At 63.2% G+C, this 19,063-nt stretch carries 16 protein-coding genes; 14 read left to right on the plus strand and 2 right to left on the minus strand.

Features of this window, described 5'->3' with window-relative positions:
• Positions 1-251: 251 nt before the first annotated feature.
• From aceE to lpdA, 3 genes are all read left to right on the plus strand, one after another.
• A complete protein-coding gene (gene aceE, locus L0U80_RS06030; RefSeq protein WP_233863069.1) occupies positions 252-2,948 on the plus strand; it encodes a pyruvate dehydrogenase (acetyl-transferring), homodimeric type in 2,697 nt (898 codons plus the stop codon).
• Positions 2,949-3,026: 78 nt separating this feature from the next.
• On the plus strand, positions 3,027-4,676 hold the full coding sequence (gene aceF, locus L0U80_RS06035; RefSeq protein ID WP_233863070.1) for a dihydrolipoyllysine-residue acetyltransferase: 1,650 nt from the start codon (positions 3,027-3,029) through the stop codon (positions 4,674-4,676).
• Positions 4,677-4,805: 129 nt separating this feature from the next.
• Positions 4,806-6,578: a dihydrolipoyl dehydrogenase gene (gene lpdA / locus L0U80_RS06040; RefSeq protein ID WP_233863071.1), complete on the plus strand. Its 1,773-nt coding sequence runs from the start codon at positions 4,806-4,808 to the stop codon at positions 6,576-6,578.
• A 227-nt stretch (positions 6,579-6,805) separates the two neighbouring features.
• Here lpdA and L0U80_RS06045 read toward each other — a convergent pair whose 3' ends face one another.
• Positions 6,806-7,378: a phasin family protein gene (locus L0U80_RS06045; RefSeq protein ID WP_233863072.1), complete on the minus strand. Its 573-nt coding sequence runs from the start codon at positions 7,376-7,378 to the stop codon at positions 6,806-6,808.
• Between the two features lie 676 nt (positions 7,379-8,054).
• Between L0U80_RS06045 and pbpG the strand changes: the two genes are divergently transcribed.
• Positions 8,055-9,254, plus strand: coding sequence for a D-alanyl-D-alanine endopeptidase (gene pbpG, locus L0U80_RS06050; RefSeq protein ID WP_233863073.1), 1,200 nt, complete (start codon positions 8,055-8,057; stop codon positions 9,252-9,254).
• An 83-nt stretch (positions 9,255-9,337) separates the two neighbouring features.
• Here pbpG and L0U80_RS06055 read toward each other — a convergent pair whose 3' ends face one another.
• On the minus strand, positions 9,338-10,144 hold the full coding sequence (locus L0U80_RS06055; protein ID WP_233863074.1) for an IclR family transcriptional regulator: 807 nt from the start codon (positions 10,142-10,144) through the stop codon (positions 9,338-9,340).
• Positions 10,145-10,321: 177 nt separating this feature from the next.
• Between L0U80_RS06055 and L0U80_RS06060 the strand changes: the two genes are divergently transcribed.
• The 10 genes from L0U80_RS06060 to hscA all read left to right on the plus strand — a co-directional run bounded on the left by L0U80_RS06060 (position 10,322) and on the right by hscA (position 19,028).
• Positions 10,322-11,044, plus strand: coding sequence for a (Fe-S)-binding protein (locus tag L0U80_RS06060; RefSeq protein WP_233863075.1), 723 nt, complete (start codon positions 10,322-10,324; stop codon positions 11,042-11,044).
• A 61-nt stretch (positions 11,045-11,105) separates the two neighbouring features.
• Positions 11,106-12,545: a lactate utilization protein B gene (locus L0U80_RS06065; RefSeq protein WP_233863076.1), complete on the plus strand. Its 1,440-nt coding sequence runs from the start codon at positions 11,106-11,108 to the stop codon at positions 12,543-12,545.
• Positions 12,546-12,716: 171 nt separating this feature from the next.
• Positions 12,717-12,917 carry a hypothetical protein gene (locus tag L0U80_RS06070; RefSeq protein ID WP_308444842.1) on the plus strand — a complete coding sequence of 67 codons (201 nt, stop codon included), beginning with the start codon at positions 12,717-12,719 and terminating at the stop codon, positions 12,915-12,917.
• 68 nt (positions 12,918-12,985) lie between these two features.
• Entirely contained in the window at positions 12,986-13,468 is a 483-nt protein-coding gene (locus tag L0U80_RS06075; protein WP_233863078.1) for a low molecular weight protein-tyrosine-phosphatase, read from the plus strand.
• A gap of 163 nt (positions 13,469-13,631) precedes the next feature.
• The gene (iscR, locus tag L0U80_RS06080; RefSeq protein WP_124150280.1) at positions 13,632-14,165 is read left to right on the plus strand and encodes a Fe-S cluster assembly transcriptional regulator IscR; all 534 of its coding nucleotides are present in this window, start codon (positions 13,632-13,634) and stop codon (positions 14,163-14,165) included.
• A 58-nt stretch (positions 14,166-14,223) separates the two neighbouring features.
• On the plus strand, positions 14,224-15,447 hold the full coding sequence (locus L0U80_RS06085) for an IscS subfamily cysteine desulfurase (RefSeq protein ID WP_233863079.1): 1,224 nt from the start codon (positions 14,224-14,226) through the stop codon (positions 15,445-15,447).
• A gap of 86 nt (positions 15,448-15,533) precedes the next feature.
• Positions 15,534-15,947 (plus strand): Fe-S cluster assembly scaffold IscU, encoded by a 414-nt coding sequence (gene iscU / locus L0U80_RS06090; RefSeq protein WP_233863080.1) that lies wholly within the window; start codon positions 15,534-15,536, stop codon positions 15,945-15,947.
• Between the two features lie 152 nt (positions 15,948-16,099).
• The gene (iscA, locus tag L0U80_RS06095) at positions 16,100-16,423 is read left to right on the plus strand and encodes an iron-sulfur cluster assembly protein IscA (protein WP_233863081.1); all 324 of its coding nucleotides are present in this window, start codon (positions 16,100-16,102) and stop codon (positions 16,421-16,423) included.
• A 102-nt stretch (positions 16,424-16,525) separates the two neighbouring features.
• A complete protein-coding gene (gene hscB, locus L0U80_RS06100; protein WP_233863082.1) occupies positions 16,526-17,062 on the plus strand; it encodes a Fe-S protein assembly co-chaperone HscB in 537 nt (178 codons plus the stop codon).
• Positions 17,063-17,156: 94 nt separating this feature from the next.
• Positions 17,157-19,028 carry a Fe-S protein assembly chaperone HscA gene (gene hscA, locus L0U80_RS06105; protein WP_233863083.1) on the plus strand — a complete coding sequence of 624 codons (1,872 nt, stop codon included), beginning with the start codon at positions 17,157-17,159 and terminating at the stop codon, positions 19,026-19,028.
• Positions 19,029-19,063 lie beyond the last annotated feature (35 nt).

The following is a 19,063-nucleotide window of genomic DNA, read 5'->3' on the forward strand; positions in this document are numbered from 1 at the left end:
AGGTTCGCGAACGATTAAGCGTGCACTGCAACATTTTTTCATATTATAAAATTACATCTCGCCATTCGAAAATTTTGTTGCGCTAGGCCGTGGGGGGTCATTACAATCGCCCGAAAGTAATTGCGGTTGGCCCTGGCTCGTGTCGGGCAAGTCGCCCGCATGGTCCGATCAACAGCCCTTTTCCGCCCTTATGGGCATGGGACCAGAGTAAGGCGCTAAAGCGCCAACTCTGTTCGACACAGGAGACGAGCATGTCCGCTGTACCCGACGAAGTCCTGAAGTACGTAGCCGCCGACAAGGACGAAGATCCCCAGGAAACCGCCGAATGGCTTGAAGCACTGGACGGCGTCATCTCGACGGTCGGTCCCGACCGCGCCCACTATTTGATCGAAAAGCAGATCGAGTTCGCCCGCGTGCATGGCGAGCATCTGCCGTTCTCGGCGAACACGCCGTACATCAACACCATCCCGGTCGCCGACCAGGCACAGAATCCCGGCGACCAGGACATCGAACACCGCATCCGTTCGTACACGCGCTGGAACGCCATGGCGATGGTGCTGCGCGCCGGCAAGCACACGAACGTCGGCGGCCACATCGCTTCGTTCGCCTCGGCCGCGACGCTCTATGACGTCGGCTATAACCACTTCTGGCGTGCGCCGTCCGCGGAACACGGCGGCGATCTCATCTTCGTGCAGGGCCACTCGTCGCCGGGCGTCTACTCGCGCGCGTTCCTGCTCGGCCGCCTGACGGTCAAGCAGCTCGACAACTTCCGTCAGGAAGTGGGCGGCGAGGGCATCCCGTCGTATCCGCACCCCTGGCTGATGCCGGACTTCTGGCAGTTCCCGACCGTCTCGATGGGCCTCGGCCCGATCATGGCGATCTACCAGGCGCGCTTCATGAAGTACCTGCATGCGCGCGGCATTGCGAACACCAACGGCCGCAAGGTCTGGGCCTTCCTCGGCGACGGCGAAACGGATGAGCCGGAATCGCTCGGCGCGATCGGCATGGCCGGCCGCGAGCGTCTCGACAACCTCGTGTTTGTCATCAACTGTAACCTGCAGCGTCTTGACGGCCCGGTGCGCGGCAACGGCAAGATCATCCAGGAACTGGAAGGCGAATTCCGCGGCGCCGGCTGGAACGTCGTCAAGGTCATCTGGGGCAGCCGCTGGGACGCGCTGTTCGCACGCGACAAATCGGGCGCGCTGATGCGCCGCATGATGGAAGTCGTCGACGGCGAGTACCAGACGTACAAGTCGGAGTCGGGCGCGTACGTGCGCGAGCACTTCTTCAACTCGCCGGAACTGAAGGCGCTCGTCGCCGACTGGTCCGACGACGACATCTGGAACCTGAACCGCGGCGGCCATGATCCGCACAAGATCTACGCGGCGTTCCAGCAAGCCAGCAACGCCAAGGGCCAACCGACCGTCATCCTCGCGAAGACGATCAAGGGCTACGGCATGGGCGAAGCCGGCCAGGCGATGAACATCACCCACCAGCAGAAGAAGATGCAGGTGGATCAGCTCAAGAAGTTCCGCGACCAGTTCCGTCTGCCGATCACCGACGAACAGATCGTCGACGTGCCTTACCTCACGTTCGAGGAAGGCTCGAAGGAACTCGATTACATGCGCCAGAAGCGCATGGACCTCGGCGGCTACCTGCCTGCGCGCCGCCAGAAGGCGGAGTCGCTGCCGGTGCCTGCGCTCGATGCATTCGAGCCGCTGCTCAAGGGCTCGGGCGAAGGCCGCGAGATCTCGACGACGATGGCGTTCGTGCGGATCCTGAACATCCTGCTGAAGGACAAGGCGCTCGGCAAGCGCGTCGTGCCGATCGTGCCGGACGAGTCGCGTACGTTCGGTATGGAAGGCCTCTTCCGCCAGATCGGCATCTGGAATCAGGACGGCCAGAAGTACGTGCCGGAAGACTCCGACCAGCTGATGTTCTACAAGGAATCGCAGACCGGCCAGATCCTGCAGGAAGGCATCAACGAAGCCGGCGGCATGGCCGACTGGATCGCCGCCGCGACGTCGTATTCGACGCACGGCGAGATCATGGTGCCGTTCTACATCTTCTACTCGATGTTCGGCATGCAGCGCATCGGCGACCTCGTGTGGGCGGCAGGCGACATGCGTTCGCGCGGCTTCCTGCTGGGCGGCACGGCAGGTCGTACGACGCTGAACGGCGAAGGCCTGCAGCACGAAGACGGCCACTCGCTGATGTGGGCAGCTTCGGTCCCGAACTGCGTGAGCTACGATCCGACGTTCGGCTATGAACTCGCCGTCATCATGCAGGACGGTCTGCGCCGCATGGTGCAGGACCAGGAAGACGTGTTCTATTACGTCACGGTGATGAACGAGAACTACGAGCACCCGGCGATTCCGCAGGGCGAGCAAGTGGCGGCGGACATCATCAAGGGCATGTACTCGTTCCGCAAGGGCGACGCGAACTCGAAGAATCCGCGCGTGCAACTGATGGGCGCGGGCACGATCCTGAACGAAGTGATCGCCGCCGCCGACCTGCTCAAGAACGAGTGGGGCGTCGAAGCCGATATCTGGAGCGTGCCGAGCTTCACGGAACTCGCGCGTGAAGGTCACGAAATCGAGCGCTGGAACCTGCTGCATCCGAGCGAGCCGCGTCGCGAATCGCACGTCGAGAAGCTGCTCAAGGACACGCAAGGTCCGGTCATCGCATCGACGGACTATGTGCGTGCCCTCGTTGACCAGATCCGCGGCCTCGTTCCGCGCAAGTTCGTGGTGCTCGGCACCGACGGTTTCGGCCGTTCGGATACGCGTGAAAAGCTGCGTCATTTCTTCGAAGTCGATCGTTACTGGACGACGGTTGCGGCGCTCAGCGCGCTCGCGGACGAAGGCAAGATCGAGCGCAAGGTTGTGGCAGACGCCATTGCGAAGTACAACCTCGATCCGTCCAAACCCAACCCGATGACCGTCTAACGCATCACCCCTGTGCATCGCATGCGCGGCCTCTCCGAAGCGGGGAGGCCTCTCGCATGCAGCCCCGGAGACACAACAATGAGTCAAACGATCGAAGTGAAGGTGCCGGACATCGGCGATTACAAGGACATTCCTGTGATCGAGGTGCTGGTCAAGGCGGGTGATACCGTCGAAAAAGAGCAGTCGCTCATCACGCTGGAGTCCGACAAGGCGACCATGGACGTGCCGAGCCCTGCATCGGGCACGGTCAAGGAAGTGCGAGTCAAAGTAGGCGATAACGTGTCGGAAGGCGTGCTCGTCCTGGTGCTGGATGGCGCAGGCGCTGCCGCCGCGCCTGCACCGGTTGCGGCGAGCGCTGCAGCACCCGCACCGGCTGCGCCTGCAGTACCTGCTGCTGCACCGGCCGCTGCGAGTGGCGGCGTGCAAACGGTCAAGGTGCCGGACATCGGCGATTACAAGGGTGTGCCGGTCATCGAAATCGGCGTGAAGGTGGGCGACCGCATCGAGAAGGAACAGTCGCTCGTCACGCTCGAATCGGACAAGGCGACCATGGACGTGCCGAGCCCGGTAGCCGGCGTCGTCAAGGAAATCCTGGTCAAGGTCGGCGATGAAGTTTCCGAAGGCACCGGTATCCTCGTGATCGAGGCCGAAGGTGCAGGCGCTCCCGCCGCCGCACCCGCGCCGAAGCAACCGGTCGAAGTGCCGTCGGACGCACCTGTGCCCGCAGCGGCCGCACCCGCGGCTGTCGCACCGTCGGCACTGGCGCAGGCGCCGATCATTCCGGCAGGTGAAGGCGGCACGCGCCGTCCGAGCCATGCGTCGCCGTCCGTGCGCAAGTTCGCGCGTGTACTCGGTGTCGATGTGTCGCGCGTGCAAGGTTCGGGTCCGAAGGGCCGCATTACCCAGGACGACGTCACCGCGTTCGTGAAGGGTGTCATGACGGGCGCGCTGGCTGCGCCGGCTGCCGCGGCTCCAGCCGGCGGCGCGGGCGGCGAGCTGAACCTGCTGCCCTGGCCGAAGGTCGATTTCACGAAGTTCGGTCCGATCGATCCGAAGCCGCTCTCGCGCATCAAGAAGATCTCGGGCGCGAACCTGCACCGCAACTGGGTCATGATTCCGCACGTCACGAACAACGACGAAGCGGACATCACCGACCTCGAAGCGCTGCGTGTGCAACTGAACAAGGAAAACGAGAAGTCGGGCGTGAAGTTCACGATGCTCGCGTTCGTCATCAAGGCCTGCGTCGGCGCGCTGAAGAAATTCCCGACTTTCAATGCGAGCCTCGACGGCGACAATCTCGTCTTCAAGCAGTACTACCACGTCGGTTTCGCAGCCGACACGCCGAACGGTCTCGTCGTTCCGGTGATCCGCGATGCGGACAAGAAGGGTCTCGTCGATATCGCGAAGGAAATGGCCGAACTGTCGAAGCTCGCGCGCGAAGGCAAGCTCAAGCCCGACCAGATGCAGGGCGGCTGCTTCTCGATCTCGTCGCTCGGCGGCATCGGTGGCACGAACTTCACGCCGATCATCAACGCGCCGGAAGTGGCCATTCTCGGCCTGTCGCGCAGCGCGATGAAGCCGGTGTGGGACGGCAAGCAGTTCGTGCCGCGCCTCACGCTGCCGCTGTCGCTGTCGTACGACCACCGTGTGATCGACGGCGCGGAAGCTGCACGCTTTAACGCGTACCTCGTCTCGATCCTCGGCGATTTCCGCCGCGTGATCCTGTAAAGCCGCTTCGCTGACCGGCTTGCCGCCCACTGCGTAGGGCGGCAAGCCGGTAGCTTCCGTCGATCTAGCAAAGTAATGGGACCGCAGTAAGCGCTAAAGCGCCGACTCCGGTCGACACAAGGGGACACTATGAGTCTCGTCGAAGTGAAAGTGCCGGACATCGGCGACTTCAAGGACATCGATGTCATCGAGGTCAATATCAAGGCCGGCGACGTCATCGAAAAAGAACAGACGCTGCTCGCGCTCGAGTCGGACAAGGCCACGATGGAAGTGCCGAGCGACGTCGCGGGCACCGTCAAGGAAGTGAAGATCAAGCAGGGCGACAAGGTCTCGCAAGGCACCGTGATCGCGCTGGTTGAGGTTTCCGCTGGCGCAGCTGCGGTCGCGGCTGCACCTGCTCCGAAGGCGGAAGCGCCGAAGCAGGAAACACCGAAGGCCGCGGCATCCGCACCCACACCCGCACCTGCGGCGGGCAGCTACAGCGGTGGCGCTGACATCGAATGCGACATGCTCGTACTGGGCGCTGGCCCTGGCGGCTACTCGGCTGCGTTCCGCGCAGCCGACCTCGGCATGAAGACCGTGCTGGTCGAGCGGTATTCGACACTCGGTGGCGTGTGCCTGAACGTCGGCTGCATTCCGTCGAAGGCGCTTCTGCACACGGCGCTCGTTGTTGAGGAAGCCGAAGCACTGGCCGCGCATGGCATCACGTTCGGCAAGCCGCAGGTCGATCTCGACAAACTCCGCGACTTCAAGTCCGGCGTCGTCAAGAAACTGACGAGCGGTCTCGCGGGCATGGCGAAGGCGCGCAAGGTCGAGGTCGTGACCGGCCTCGGTTCGTTCGTCGATCCGCACCACATGGAAGTGGTGGGCGAGGGCGGCAAGAAGGTCGTGAAGTTCGCGAAGGCGATCATCGCGGCCGGTTCGCAGGCGGTGAAGCTGCCGTTCATGCCCGAAGATCCGCGTGTGGTCGACTCGACCGGTGCGCTCGAACTGCGCCAGATCCCGCAGAAGATGCTCGTGATCGGCGGCGGCATCATCGGCCTCGAAATGGCGACGGTCTATTCGACGCTCGGCGCGCAGATCGATGTCGTGGAAATGCTCGACGGCCTGATGGCCGGTGCGGACCGCGATCTGGTGAAGGTCTGGGAAAAGTACAACGCGAATCGCTTCGCGAACGTCATGCTCAAGACGAAGACGACGAAGGCCGAGGCGAAAGCCGACGGCATCTACGTCACGTTCGAAGGCGAGAAGGCGCCCGCGGAGCCGCAGCGCTATGACCTCGTGCTGGTCGCCGTCGGACGCTCGCCGAACGGCAAGAAGATCGGCGCAGACAAGGCTGGCGTCGCGGTAACCGATCGTGGTTTCATCGACGTCGACAAGCAGATGCGCACCAACGTGCCGCACATCTTCGCGATCGGCGACGTCGTCGGGCAGCCGATGCTCGCGCACAAGGCCGTGCATGAGGGCCACGTGGCGGCGGAAGCGGCGCATGGCGAGAAGGCATACTTCGACGCGCTGCAGATTCCGTCGGTGGCCTACACCGATCCGGAAGTCGCCTGGGCCGGCAAGACCGAAGACCAGTGCAAGGCCGAAGGCATCAAGTACGGCAAGGCAGTGTTCCCGTGGGCCGCATCGGGCCGCGCGATCGCGAACGGCCGCGATGAAGGCTTCACGAAGCTGATCTTCGACGAAGAGACGCATCGCGTGATCGGCGGTGGCATCGTCGGCCTGAACGCCGGTGACCTCATCAGCGAAGTCTGTCTCGCCGTCGAGATGGGCGCGGACGCGGAGGACATCGGCAAGACGATCCACCCGCACCCGACGCTGGGCGAATCGATCGGCATGGCCGCCGAACTGTACGAAGGCGTCTGCACGGACCTTCCGCCGCAAAAGAAAAAGTAAGCGCGTTTTGCGGTGAACAAATGGAAACGGCGCACCCCGCGAGGGGTGCGCCGTTTTGTCATGGGTTCCGCTGGTGTGCTGCGAGAGGGCGGCCGCGTGCCAAAAATTCCCGGCCACTTAAGACCGGGCAAGCAGCGTGCCGTTTGCCGGCATGCTGGAGCGTCAGGTCCGGCGGTGGGCGCGCGTCACTTCACCTCGCGCGTGCCCGCTCTCGGCACAACCAGACGTTAAGCGGGCTTCTTGGCCGAAGCGGCAGCCGAGCGCGACGCTTGTGCGGCGGCCTTGCTGGCGGCAGCGGTGGCTGCGTTGAAATTGCTTTCGGCCATTTCCACGGCTTGCTTCGTGGCTTTTTGAACCGTTTCGTACGTCGTGTTAGCCGCGTTGATCGCGGACTTGATCACGGCGACAGCCGTCTCGGAACCGGCCGGGGCGTTCTTCGCGACGTTGTCGACGAGCGACTGCACCTTGCGGTTTTGCTCTTCATAGTGCGCTTCGGCGACCTTCGCGAATTCGGCTTGCGTGGCCGAGGCGATTTCGTAGACGTGACGGCCATACGAGAGCACCTTTTCAGCGAGCGGCTGGGCATAGCCGGCTTGGAGGGCCAGCAGCTCCTGCGCGTCCTTCGCGGACAGCGCGCGCTGTGCGTGCTCTTGCGTTTCCGACAGATTCGAGCGAACGGCCTGAAGATTCAATTCGACGAGTTTTTCCACACCCTCGAATGCCTTGCTGGTCAGACCGAAGAGGGTTTCGAGATTGGCCTTCTGGGCAGCGGCGAATTGCTCAGGGGTCAGCAGACTCATGTTTACGCTCCTGGATTGATGACGGGCCGTCTGATGCGGTCCGTGTAAGTAAGTGGCAAGACTCAGGTGGTCTGCTGCGCGCTTTGTGCGTCGCAGCATTGGTACCGATTTTAGGATGACGTCAAAGAAAGTCAAGAATTATTTGTGCGTCGCACAATGTCATTAATTTGTTATTAAACAGATACTTATGCGTGCTGATTGGGGCGCGATCGCTGCGCTTCGAGGGGCATAACAGGTGACGTCGAGGATCGCAATCGGCAAAACCCCGCTGCATCTGGCAAGATGTGTTATCGCGCTAACTGATGTGTGTTTCGGAATTACGGCAGACTGATGAGGGATTGTCCTGAGTGCGTCCACCAAATTCCGAGTTAGCACGTTAAGGACCCATCGCTCTCGAATCAGAATTCCCGACGCGATCGTTTCCCGGTATTTTTTCCCGAAATCAAGTTTGACTCCGCCGGTGCCGTTAACTCCGTGCAAACGAAGACGGTGCCGTGCTGGAAGGGTGGTCCGGCATTGCGATTGCTGTTTTGAATCGGGTATTTGAAAGCTATCGGTTGCTTAAATCGAAGGTCAGACTTCGGTTTAATGAGCGTAGATAAGTGCTTCAATTTGCGTAATTTTCGTTGTTTTACTACACTTGGCGAACGATCCTGTCGCTCCATCCAGAACACCAATGAAATCGGACAAGCTCCTGTCGTTCAAACTGATGCACGGTGCAATGGCCAGCACCGTGTTGTCGGTGGCTGTCTCCCTGGCCATCAGTGCAACGATTGCCGCGCCCATGAGCGCCTTCGCTGCAACGCAAGATGCCCCGGCAGCCAAAACCACGAAGGCGAAAAAGGCCGCCAAAAAGGTCGCGCCCGCTTCGGCGCCCGCAGCAACGGCGCCGGCCAAGGTCTCACAGAAGTCTGCCAAAGCGTCGGGCGCTGCCGCGTCCGGTGAGGACGCAGCGCGCCCGGTCGTGAAGAGAAAGCGGGTGACCTATACGATGAACGGCCACCACCACACGGCGATGCGCCGTGTGACGTTCGAGCCGCGTCAACCCAGCGTCGGCCAGGCGTTCGGCCTGCATGAATCGCCGGACGCGCTGGCGCTGCGTTCGGGCGTTGCCTACGTCGTCGACCAGAACACGCTCGAACCGCTCTTCGACAAGAACTCGCACGCCGTCGTGCCGATCGCCTCGATCTCGAAGCTGATGACCGCGATGGTCGTGCTCGATTCGAAGGAACCGCTCACGGATTCGATCGAAGTCTCGGACGAAGATCGCGACTACGAGAAGAACACCGGTTCGCGCCTCTCTGTGGGCTCGGTGCTGACGCGCGAGGACATGCTGCACATCGCGCTGATGGCATCGGAGAACCGCGCCGCGGCAGCGCTTTCCCGTTTCTACCCGGGTGGACGTCCGGCGTTCATCGCGGCGATGAACGCCAAGGCGAAGCAACTCGGCATGACGGATACGCACTTCGAGAACTCGACGGGCCTTTCCAGCCAGAACGTCTCGAGCGCGCGCGATCTCGTGAAGATGGCCAACGCCGCGTACCAGTACCCGATGATCCGGAAGTTCTCGACGGACCACAGCTACGATGTGTACACGGGCAAGCGCACGATCGCCTACAACAGCACGAATGCGCTGGTTCGCAATCCGTCGTGGGACATCGGTCTGCAGAAGACTGGCTTCATCAACGAAGCGGGTGAATGCCTCGTGATGCAGGCGACCATTCGCAACCGTCCGGTGATCATGGTGCTGCTCGATTCGAGCGGCAAATACTCGCGCTTTGCGGACGCGTCACGCGTGCGTGCGTGGCTTGACGCCGGCGGCGCCGACCAGCAGCCGCGTATCACCAGTGCGGACGCGGGTGGTCCGGGGACCTGATCGGCCCTGAGCCTGCCTCCAATGCGAAACGCCCCGTCATTGCGGGGCGTTTGCTTTTGTACCGTCGATGCGCGACGCGGCGCTTACGCAGTCTGCGAGGCGCCCTCGGCGGGCTCGGGGTGGTAGCCGAGCGATTCGGAGATGACCAGTGCGGTCTTGCTAAGCTGGCCGAGCCAGGAATCCTGCAGGCGGTCGGCGGGCGCCGACAACGAGAGTCCTGCGACCAGCTTGCCGGTGTCGTCGTAGATGCCCGCTGCGATGCAGCGCACACCCAGTTCCAGTTCTTCGTTGTCGCGCGCACACGACTGCTGGCGCACGTGAGCCAGCTCGCGCTCGAGTCGGCTCAGGTCGGTGATGCTGTTGCGCGTGTGACCCGAGAGGCCAGTGCGCGTGGCGTAAGCGCGTACGCGGTTGGCTTCGTCGGCGGCGAGAAAGAGCTTGCCGACCGATGTCAGATGCAGCGGCGCGCGTCCACCAATCGCCCGAACGACCTGCATGCCCGACCGCTCCGAGTAGGCCCGCTCGATGTAGACGATCTCGTCACCCTGGCGTACCGACAGATTCACGGTCTGGCCGGTGAGGCGGTGCAGCTCGCGCATCGGCGTGAGCGCGGCGTCACGCACCGAGAGGCGCGCTTTCACAAGATTGCCGAGTTCCAGCAGACGCATGCCGAGCCGGTAGGTGCCCGGATCTGAGCGGTCGACGAGTCGACAGCTCACCATGTCGTTGAGGATTCGGTGTGCGGTGGAGGGATGGAGTTCGGTGCGCTGCGCCAGTTCCTTGAGGCTGACTGGATCGCTGTGCGCGGCGAGTGCGTCCAGGAGGCGCATCATCCGCTCGATCACCTGAATGGACGTCTTCTGATCGGGCGTGTTGCCACTTTCGCTCATGGGTTCGTATTCGGTTGACGCGTGAAGCGGAAGCTCATTGTATCTCGTATGGTGAAAAAAGGAAGCATGAGGCGGCCCTATATGCTGCTACGCGTCATCACGGACGGCCTGCAATGATGCGTTGGTAGCGTGCGCGAAACGTCGCATAATCGGGGACGGTTTATGAGAGGAGCCGCCATGCGAGTTGGTTTGTTCGTCACCTGTCTGATCGACACAATGCGTCCCGAGATCGGTTTCTCGACGATCAAACTGCTGGAGCAGGCCGGCTACGAAGTGGTGGTGCCGTCCGCGCAGACCTGTTGCGGGCAGCCCGCCTACAACTCCGGCGAGCGCTCGCTCGCACGCGATCTCGCCGAGAAAACGCTGCGTGAATTCGAGCAGTTCGATTACGTCGTGGTGCCGTCGGGTTCGTGTGGCGGCATGATCCGCGTGCACTACGGAGATCTGTTCCGCGACGACCCCGAACTCATGGGCCGCTACGGCAAGCTGCGCGAGCGCGTCTACGAACTGACCGACTTCCTCGTCAACGTCGCGAAGGTCTCGCTGACGCCCGGTGAATTCGAGGGGCCGGTCACCTATCACGATTCCTGCTCGGGTTTGCGCGAGCTTGGCGTGAAGGCTCAGCCGCGCGCGTTGCTCGCGCAGCGTGGTGTCGAAGTCCGCGAGATGAAGGATTGCGAGCACTGCTGTGGCTTCGGCGGGACCTTCGCCGTGAAGTACGGGGCGATATCGACCGCCATCGCCGACGAGAAATGCGCGAATGTGCGGGCCAGCGGCACGGGCGCGGTGGTGCTCGGCGATCTCGGCTGCATGCTGAATATCGAAGGGCGCTTGCGCAGGACCGGCGATACCGCGACGCGCGTGCTCCATATCGCCCAGGTGCTGGCGGGCGACGTCTGACGCGCCACCACCTCTTTAGCCTGCCACTTTCGCCGCGGTCTAACGCCCAGGATCCCAAGCCATGCAAGTCCAGTCGATGCACTTCAAGGCGCGCGCCGGCCAGAAGCTGGCCGACCAGCGCCTCCAGCAGAACCTCACGAAGCTCTCGACGAAATTCGTCTCCGCGCGCGCCGAGGCGATCACGGCGATCGACTTTCCGGCGACGCGCGACGCGCTAAAGGCGCGGCGCAATCGTGCGCTGGAGAACCTCGATGTCTGGCTGGAGCAGTTCGAAACCGAGGCGGCGCGGCGCGGTGTCACGGTGCTCTACGCCGAGACAGCGCGCGATGCGGCGCAGCTCGTTGCCGACATCGCGCGCAAGCACGACGTGCGCAAGGTCATCAAGACGAAGTCGATGGTGTCCGAGGAGATGCGGCTGAACACGGTGCTCGAAGAGATGGGCGTCCAGTCGATCGAGACCGACCTCGGCGAATACATTCTGCAGATCAACAACAACGAACCGCCGAGCCACATCATTGCGCCCGTCGTCCACAAGGACAAGGACGAGATCGCCGATCTCTTCGCGAAGACGCACCACAAGCCGCGCCTGACCGAGATCCCCGACATGACCCGCGAGGCGCGCGAGATGCTGCGGCCGCATTTCCTGTCGGCGGACATGGGCGTGACGGGTGGCAACTTCCTCGTCGCGGAAACGGGCTCGGTCGTGCTGGTCACGAACGAGGGCAACGAGGGCATGTGCACGGTGATGCCACGCGTGCATGTTGCGGTGACCGGGATAGAGAAGGTGCTGCCGACGCTGGAGGATCTCGCGACGGCCATGCGCCTGTTGCCGCGCTCGGCGACGGGGCAGGCGACCTCCAACTACTTTTCCGTGCTGACCGGGCCGCGTGGCAAGGACGATCAGGATGGTCCGGAGCATATGTACGTGGTGATCGTCGACGGCGGCCGCACGGGGCTGATCGGCGGGGAGTTCCAGGAGATGCTGCGCTGCATCCGGTGCGGCGCCTGCATGAACCACTGTCCCGTCTACCAGAAGGTCGGCGGGCACACGTATGGATGGGTCTATCCGGGGCCGATGGGGTCCGTGCTGACGCCAAGCTATGTCGGTCTCGACAAGGCGCTCGATCTGCCGCAGGCCGCCACGCTTTGCGGCGAGTGCAACAGCGTCTGTCCGGTCGGAATTCCGCTCTCCGATCTGCTGCGCAAGCTGCGCGAGAAACAGATGGAGCGGCACCTGCGACCATGGCGCGAGCGTGCGGCGCTGGCCGTCTGGGGCTGGCTCGCGCTCAATCCGGGCGTGTATTCGCTGATGACGAAGCTCGGCGTGCGCGTGCTGGAACGCATGGGCGGGCAGGGGCGGCTGATCCACAGGCTGCCATTCGCGCGCGGCTGGACCGATGGACGCGATATGCCCGCGCCGGTCGGCCGGACGTTTCGCGAGCTGTACGCCGCGCGGCAGACACACCTCGACACGACGGGGCGTCGGTCGGAGGCAGGCTGAGCAAGTTTTTTCAAGCCTACCAGGCGTACTGTTTAACCTGGAGCAACAGTGTGTTTGTCGCAGCCGGGTTTTTCCTGATTGCGGATGTCTATATCATTTCGACTGGCGATAGTGTGTCCCGCGCGATCGCACCCCAGTCGAGAGATCCGCATCATGAAAAGGAAAATATTGGTGTACTGGCCCCTGGCCCTGATCGTGCCGTTGGCGACGATCGCATGGATACACGCGTGGCAAACGGCCCAGCAGGCGATGCCGCTCGCCGCTGACGAGTTGACCGCAGAACTGGCCCGCACCGTGTCGTATGGCCTCGTCGGCAGCGACGGGAAGGTGTCCGTCAGGGCGAATCGCGCTGACGTGCCGCGCTCGATCTGACGGACTGCTTTGTATAATCGCGCGCTGAATCGGTCTGCGCGACGCTTCGCGCGCCATCCTTCGTCACGATGAAAAACGTTTCAGTCTGTTTCGTCTGCCTCGGCAACATCTGTCGCTCACCCACGGCTGAGGCCGTGATGCTCCATCTGGTCGAGGAGGCGGGGCTGGCGGCACACATCGGCGTCGATTCGGCGGGGACCGGGGACTGGCACATCGGCGAGGCGCCCGATGCGCGTGCGCAGCGCGCCGGCGGTCGCCGTGGGTACGATCTGACGCCTTTGCGCGCGCGTCAGATTGGCGCAGACGACTTTCAGCGCTTCGATTTCGTCGTCGCGATGGACGAGGCGAACATGAGCGCGCTGCAGGATGTGTGTCCTGCGTCGATGCGTCACAAAATCCGTCTGCTGATGGAATTCGCACCCCAGTTGGGCACGCGCGTGGTCGCGGACCCCTATTTCGGCGGCGAGGCTGGCTTCGAGACGGTGCTCGATCAGTGCGAGGCGGCCTGCGCCGGGCTTCTCGCCGCGATGCGCGGCCACCTGGCTGACTAGCGCGAGCACGGAATGGCCGACGAACACTCCATTTCATGTTTTGCGACGTTTTTGGGTGTTAGTAGCCCACTTATTAACCCAATTGGCGTCCGGGATACTTGACGAAATTACTCATGTATTTATACTTGACGAAAATTGTCGAGAATTGTGGTCCCCTTACATCATGAGACTCACCACGAAAGGCCGTTTCGCCGTCACGGCGATGATTGACCTGGCCCTGCGCCAGGAGCAGGGCCCGGTGACGCTTGCGGGTATCAGCCAGCGCCAGCACATTTCGCTCTCTTACCTCGAACAGCTGTTCGGTAAGCTGCGCCGTCATGAAATCGTCGAATCGGTCCGCGGGCCGGGCGGCGGGTACAACCTCGCGCGTCGCGCGGAGGATGTGACGGTGGCGGACATCATCATTGCCGTCGATGAGCCGCTCGACGCCACGCAGTGTGGCGGCAAGGGCTCCTGCGAGGGCACCAAGCAGAACGACGGCCACTGCATGACGCACGAACTCTGGTCGACGCTGAACCAGAAGATGGTCGAGTACCTCGATTCCGTGTCGCTCAAGGATCTGGTGGAAAAGCAGCGCGAGCGCGACGGCGCCGCGCCCTCCGTGCTGCGCGACCGCCGCGCGGATACGCCCGCCCACGATCCGGTGCGCCCCGTCCCGCTGGGCCCGAACTCGATATTCAACATGGCCGGTTCATGATCGCGGATCACGGCCAGCGCAATACACAAAGCAGCACACAGAATTTCCGGAGCGATAGATGAATAACGACATTCCCCACCTGCCCATTTACATGGACTACAGCGCGACGACGCCCGTCGACCCGCGCGTGGTGGACAAGATGATTCCGTATCTGCGCGAGCAGTTCGGCAATCCGGCGTCGCGTAGCCACGCTTACGGCTGGGACGCGGAGCGTGCCGTCGAAGAGGCGCGCGAGCAGGTTGCTGCGCTCGTGAACGCTGATCCGCGCGAAATCATCTGGACTTCCGGCGCGACCGAATCGGACAACCTCGCGATCAAGGGTGCCGCGCACTTCTACAAGAGCAAGGGCAAGCACATCGTCACGGTGAAGACGGAGCACAAGGCCGTGCTCGACACTTGCCGCGAACTCGAGCGCGAAGGCTATGACGTGACGTATCTCGACGTGCTCGACAACGGTCTGCTCGATCTGGAAGTGTTCAAGGCCGCGCTGCGGCCCGACACGATTCTCGTCTCCGTCATGCACGTGAACAACGAGATCGGCGTGATTCAGGACATCGAGGCGATCGGTGAGATCTGCCGCGAGAAGGGCATCATTTTCCACGTCGACGCAGCGCAATCGACGGGCAAGGCGCCCATCGACCTGCAAAAGCTCAAGGTCGACCTGATGTCGTTCTCGGCGCACAAGACCTATGGCCCGAAGGGTATCGGTGCGCTCTACGTGCGACGCAAGCCGCGCGTGCGTATCGAGGCTCAGATGCACGGCGGCGGCCACGAGCGCGGTATGCGTTCGGGCACGCTGGCTACGCACCAGTGCGTCGGCATGGGCGAAGCGTTCCGCATCGCGCACGAAGAAATGGCGACGGAAAACGAGCGTGTCCGCATGTTGCGCGACAAGCTGCTGAACGGCCTGAAGGAAATCGACGAGACCTACGTGAACGGCGACATGGAACACCGTGTCCCGCACAACCTGAACATCAGCTTCAACTTCGTCGAAGGCGAGTCGATGATCATGGCCGTGAAGGACGTGGCGGTGTCGTCGGGTTCGGCGTGTACGTCGGCTTCGCTTGAGCCGTCGTATGTGCTGCGCGCGCTCGGCCGCAACGACGAACTGGCTCACAGCTCGATCCGTTTCACGGTGGGCCGCTTCACGACCGAAGAAGAAGTCGACTTTGTGATCAACCTGCTGAAGACGAAGATCGCCAAGCTGCGCGAACTCTCGCCGCTGTGGGAAATGCACCAGGACGGCATCGATCTGTCGACCATCCAGTGGGCCGCGCACTAAACGCGCGAGACCGAAAGCCGATACGGCCGCAGCGCAATCGCGACTAGACGCATGCAGCGCGGCCAACGAATAGAAGGAGTGTGATCATGGCATACAGCGAAAAGGTTCTGGACCACTACGAAAACCCGCGTAACGTTGGCTCGTTCGCGAAGGACGACGACGCGGTCGGTACTGGCATGGTCGGCGCGCCGGCCTGCGGCGACGTGATGAAGCTGCAGATTCGCGTGGGTACGGACGGCGTCATCGAAGACGCAAAGTTCAAGACGTACGGCTGCGGTTCGGCGATCGCATCGAGTTCGCTCGTGACCGAGTGGGTCAAGGGCAAGACCCTCGATCAGGCGCTCGCCATCAAGAACACGCATATCGCGGAGGAGCTCGCGCTGCCGCCGGTGAAGATTCACTGCTCGATTCTCGCGGAAGACGCGATCAAGGCAGCAGTGGCAGATTATCGCCAGCGTCATACCGATCAAGCGGACGCAGTGAAGGCGGACGCGGCTTAAGCGAGACGCTTGGCACGCGCCAAGGCAGGGGCGCAGCGGACGGAACACCGTCCGCCGCGGGATTAGGACTTTGAATGCAGGCAAGGGTTGCGCTGCGGCGTGAAGGGACGGTAGGTCCGGACCTTACGGCGCGAGTGCGCGGCGATGACGCTATGGCAATTACGTTGACGGAAAAAGCAGCACAGCACGTTCAGAAATACCTGGTGCGGCGTGGCAAGGGCATGGGCCTGCGCCTCGGCGTGCGCACGACGGGCTGTTCGGGGCTTGCGTACAAGCTCGAGTACGTGGATGAACTCGCGCCCGAGGACAACGTGTTCGAGAGCCATGGCGTGAAGGTCATCGTCGATCCGAAAAGTCTTTCGTACATCGACGGCACGCAACTCGACTTTGTGCGCGAAGGGCTCAACGAAGGCTTCAGATTCAATAATCCGAACGTAAAGGACGAGTGCGGCTGCGGCGAGTCCTTTCGCGTTTGAGCCCGCGCGATGCGGTGAAAAGGCGGCCTGTGCCGCCTTTTTGACTTTTGATGGGATGCGCGCGGCGCGCCCGATGGAGCCCCACCGGGGCAGCATAATTCAATGACTTCGCTTTCCTCGCTCTCCGATAGCCACTTCGTCCTGTTCGGTCTGCCCGAGCAGTTCGCGACCGACGCCAGTGCGCTCGATCACGCGTACCGCACGGTGCAGGCGCAGGTCCACCCCGACCGCTTTGCCGCGGCCGGCGACGCGCAAAAGCGCATTGCGATGCAGTGGGCCACGCGCACGAACGAGGCGTACCAGACGCTGCGCGATCCGCTCAAGCGTGCGAAGTATCTGCTGCATCTGCGCGGTATCGACGTCGGTGCCGAGAACAACACGGCGATGGAGCCCGCGTTCCTGATGCAGCAGATGGAGTGGCGCGAAGCGATCGAGGATGCGGTCGGTGCGAAGAACATTGATGCGCTCGACGCGCTTGCAGTGGAACTGCGCGACGACGAACGCGCGCGCTTCGCGAAGCTTGCGGCGCTGCTCGATAGCGGCTCGAACCAGCCGGCGGCCGAGGCGGTGCGCCAGTTGATGTTCATCGAGCGCGTGGCGGGCGAGATCGACGCGAAGATCGAGCGGCTGGAAGGCTGAACGCGGGACTGAATGCAGCGCTTGCCGGCCAGTGCGGCGGGCAGGGCGTCAACACGGATTAGAAGGGCCGCGAGGTCCGTACAAGATTACACAGATGGCATTACTGCAAATCTCCGAACCCGGCATGGCGCCGGCGCCGCATCAGCGGCGGCTAGCGGTCGGCATCGACCTCGGCACGACGAACTCGCTGGTCGCTGCCGTGCGCAGCGGCGTGCCCGATGTGCTGCCCGATGAGGCCGGTCACGTGCTGCTGCCGTCCGTGGTCCGCTATCTCGCGAACGGCGGACGCCGCATCGGCCGCACGGCGAAGGCGGAAGCGGCCACCGATCCGCGCAACACGATCGTTTCGGTCAAGCGCTTCATGGGCCGCGGCAAGACCGACGTCGAAGGTGCGGCGAACGCGCCGTACGAATTCGTCGACGCACCGGGCATGGTGCAGATCCAGACCGTCGATGGCGTGAAGAGCCCTGTCGAAGTGTCGGCGGAAATTCTCGCGACGCTGCGTCAGCGCGCCGAAGACACGCTCGGCGATGAACTCGTGGGCGCGGTCATCACGGTGCCCGCGTATTTCGACGAAGCGCAGCGTCAGGCGACGAAGGACGCCGCGCGTCTCGCCGGTCTTAACGTCCTGCGCCTCCTGAACGAACCGACCGCGGCGGCGATTGCCTATGGCCTCGACAACGGCGCGGAAGGCCTCTACGCGGTCTACGACCTCGGCGGCGGCACGTTCGACCTGTCGATCCTCAAGCTCACGAAGGGCGTATTCGAAGTGCTCGCAGCGGGCGGCGATTCGGCACTCGGGGGCGACGACTTCGATCACGCGCTCTACGCGTGGGTGCTGGAGCAGGCCGGTATCGAACCGGCGACGCTCGCGCCCGAAGACGTACGTCTCATGCTCGATCGCGTGCGCGACGCCAAGGAAGCGCTCTCGTCGGCGCACGAGGCGCGTGTCGAGGTCACGCTCTCGAACGGCAAGCAGATCGCGCTGACGATCGACGAACCGCGTTTCGAAGCGCTCACGCAAACGCTCGTGCAGCGCACGCTCACGCCGACGAAGAAGGCGCTGCGTGACGCCAAGGTCCCGGTTGCCGACGTGAAAGGCGTGGTGCTGGTGGGCGGCGCGACGCGCATGCCGGTGATTCGACGTGCCGTCGAGCAGTTCTTCGGCAAGGCACCGCTCACGAATCTGGACCCCGATCAGGTGGTGGCGCTAGGCGCTGCGGTCCAGGCCGACCTGCTCGCGGGCAACCGCGGCGGCGAGGACGACTGGCTGCTGCTCGACGTGATCCCGCTGTCGCTCGGCGTCGAGACGATGGGCGGCCTCGTGGAGAAGATCATCCCGCGCAATTCGACGATTCCCGTCGCACGCGCGCAGGACTTCACGACGTTCAAGGACGGCCAGACCGCGATGGCGATCCACGTCGTGCAGGGCGAGCGCGAACTCGTCTCCGACTGCCGCTCGCTCGCACGTTTCGAGCTTCGCGGCATTCCGCCGATGGCGGCTGGCGCGGCGCGCATCCGCGTGACCTACCAGGTCGACGCCGACGGTCTGCTTTCCGTGTTCGCGCGCGAGCAGCTTTCGGGTGTCGAGGCGTCGGTGGTGGTGAAGCCTTCCTACGGTCTCGCCGACGACGACATCGCGAAGATGCTCGAAGACAGCTTCAAGACCGCCGACATCGACATGCGCGCGCGGGCGCTGCGCGAAGCGCAGGTGGAGGCCGAGCGGATCATCGAGGCGACCGGAGCGGCGCTTGCCGCCGACGGCGAACTGCTCGACGCCGACGAGCGCAAAGACGTGGACGCCCTCATCGACGCGCTGCGCACGATTGTGCAAGGCGAGGACACGGATGCGATCGAAACGGCGACGAAGGCGCTCTCCGAGGGCACCGACGAGTTCGCCGCGCGCCGCATGGATAAGGGCATCAAGCGGGCGCTGGCGGGCAAACGGCTCGATGAAATCGGCTGAACGCAACGCGACAGCAGGTTTATAAGCGCCGGGCG

Origin of the sequence: Paraburkholderia adhaesiva (genome assembly GCF_021390575.1) — a bacterium.
Classification (GTDB): domain Bacteria; phylum Pseudomonadota; class Gammaproteobacteria; order Burkholderiales; family Burkholderiaceae; genus Paraburkholderia; species Paraburkholderia adhaesiva.

What these genes read in the sequence shown, in the direction of transcription:
- aceE (WP_233863069.1), top strand. Translation starts at nt 252, where the DNA reads ATGTCCGCTGTACCCGACGAAGTCCTGAAGTACGTAGCCGCCGACAAG.
- aceF (WP_233863070.1), top strand. Translation starts at nt 3,027, where the DNA reads ATGAGTCAAACGATCGAAGTGAAGGTGCCGGACATCGGCGATTACAAG.
- lpdA (WP_233863071.1), top strand. Translation starts at nt 4,806, where the DNA reads ATGAGTCTCGTCGAAGTGAAAGTGCCGGACATCGGCGACTTCAAGGAC.
- L0U80_RS06045 (WP_233863072.1), bottom strand. Translation starts at nt 7,378, where the DNA reads ATGAGTCTGCTGACCCCTGAGCAATTCGCCGCTGCCCAGAAGGCCAAT.
- pbpG (WP_233863073.1), top strand. Translation starts at nt 8,055, where the DNA reads ATGAAATCGGACAAGCTCCTGTCGTTCAAACTGATGCACGGTGCAATG.
- L0U80_RS06055 (WP_233863074.1), bottom strand. Translation starts at nt 10,144, where the DNA reads ATGAGCGAAAGTGGCAACACGCCCGATCAGAAGACGTCCATTCAGGTG.
- L0U80_RS06060 (WP_233863075.1), top strand. Translation starts at nt 10,322, where the DNA reads ATGCGAGTTGGTTTGTTCGTCACCTGTCTGATCGACACAATGCGTCCC.
- L0U80_RS06065 (WP_233863076.1), top strand. Translation starts at nt 11,106, where the DNA reads ATGCAAGTCCAGTCGATGCACTTCAAGGCGCGCGCCGGCCAGAAGCTG.
- L0U80_RS06075 (WP_233863078.1), top strand. Translation starts at nt 12,986, where the DNA reads ATGAAAAACGTTTCAGTCTGTTTCGTCTGCCTCGGCAACATCTGTCGC.
- iscR (WP_124150280.1), top strand. Translation starts at nt 13,632, where the DNA reads ATGAGACTCACCACGAAAGGCCGTTTCGCCGTCACGGCGATGATTGAC.
- L0U80_RS06085 (WP_233863079.1), top strand. Translation starts at nt 14,224, where the DNA reads ATGAATAACGACATTCCCCACCTGCCCATTTACATGGACTACAGCGCG.
- iscU (WP_233863080.1), top strand. Translation starts at nt 15,534, where the DNA reads ATGGCATACAGCGAAAAGGTTCTGGACCACTACGAAAACCCGCGTAAC.
- iscA (WP_233863081.1), top strand. Translation starts at nt 16,100, where the DNA reads ATGGCAATTACGTTGACGGAAAAAGCAGCACAGCACGTTCAGAAATAC.
- hscB (WP_233863082.1), top strand. Translation starts at nt 16,526, where the DNA reads ATGACTTCGCTTTCCTCGCTCTCCGATAGCCACTTCGTCCTGTTCGGT.
- hscA (WP_233863083.1), top strand. Translation starts at nt 17,157, where the DNA reads ATGGCATTACTGCAAATCTCCGAACCCGGCATGGCGCCGGCGCCGCAT.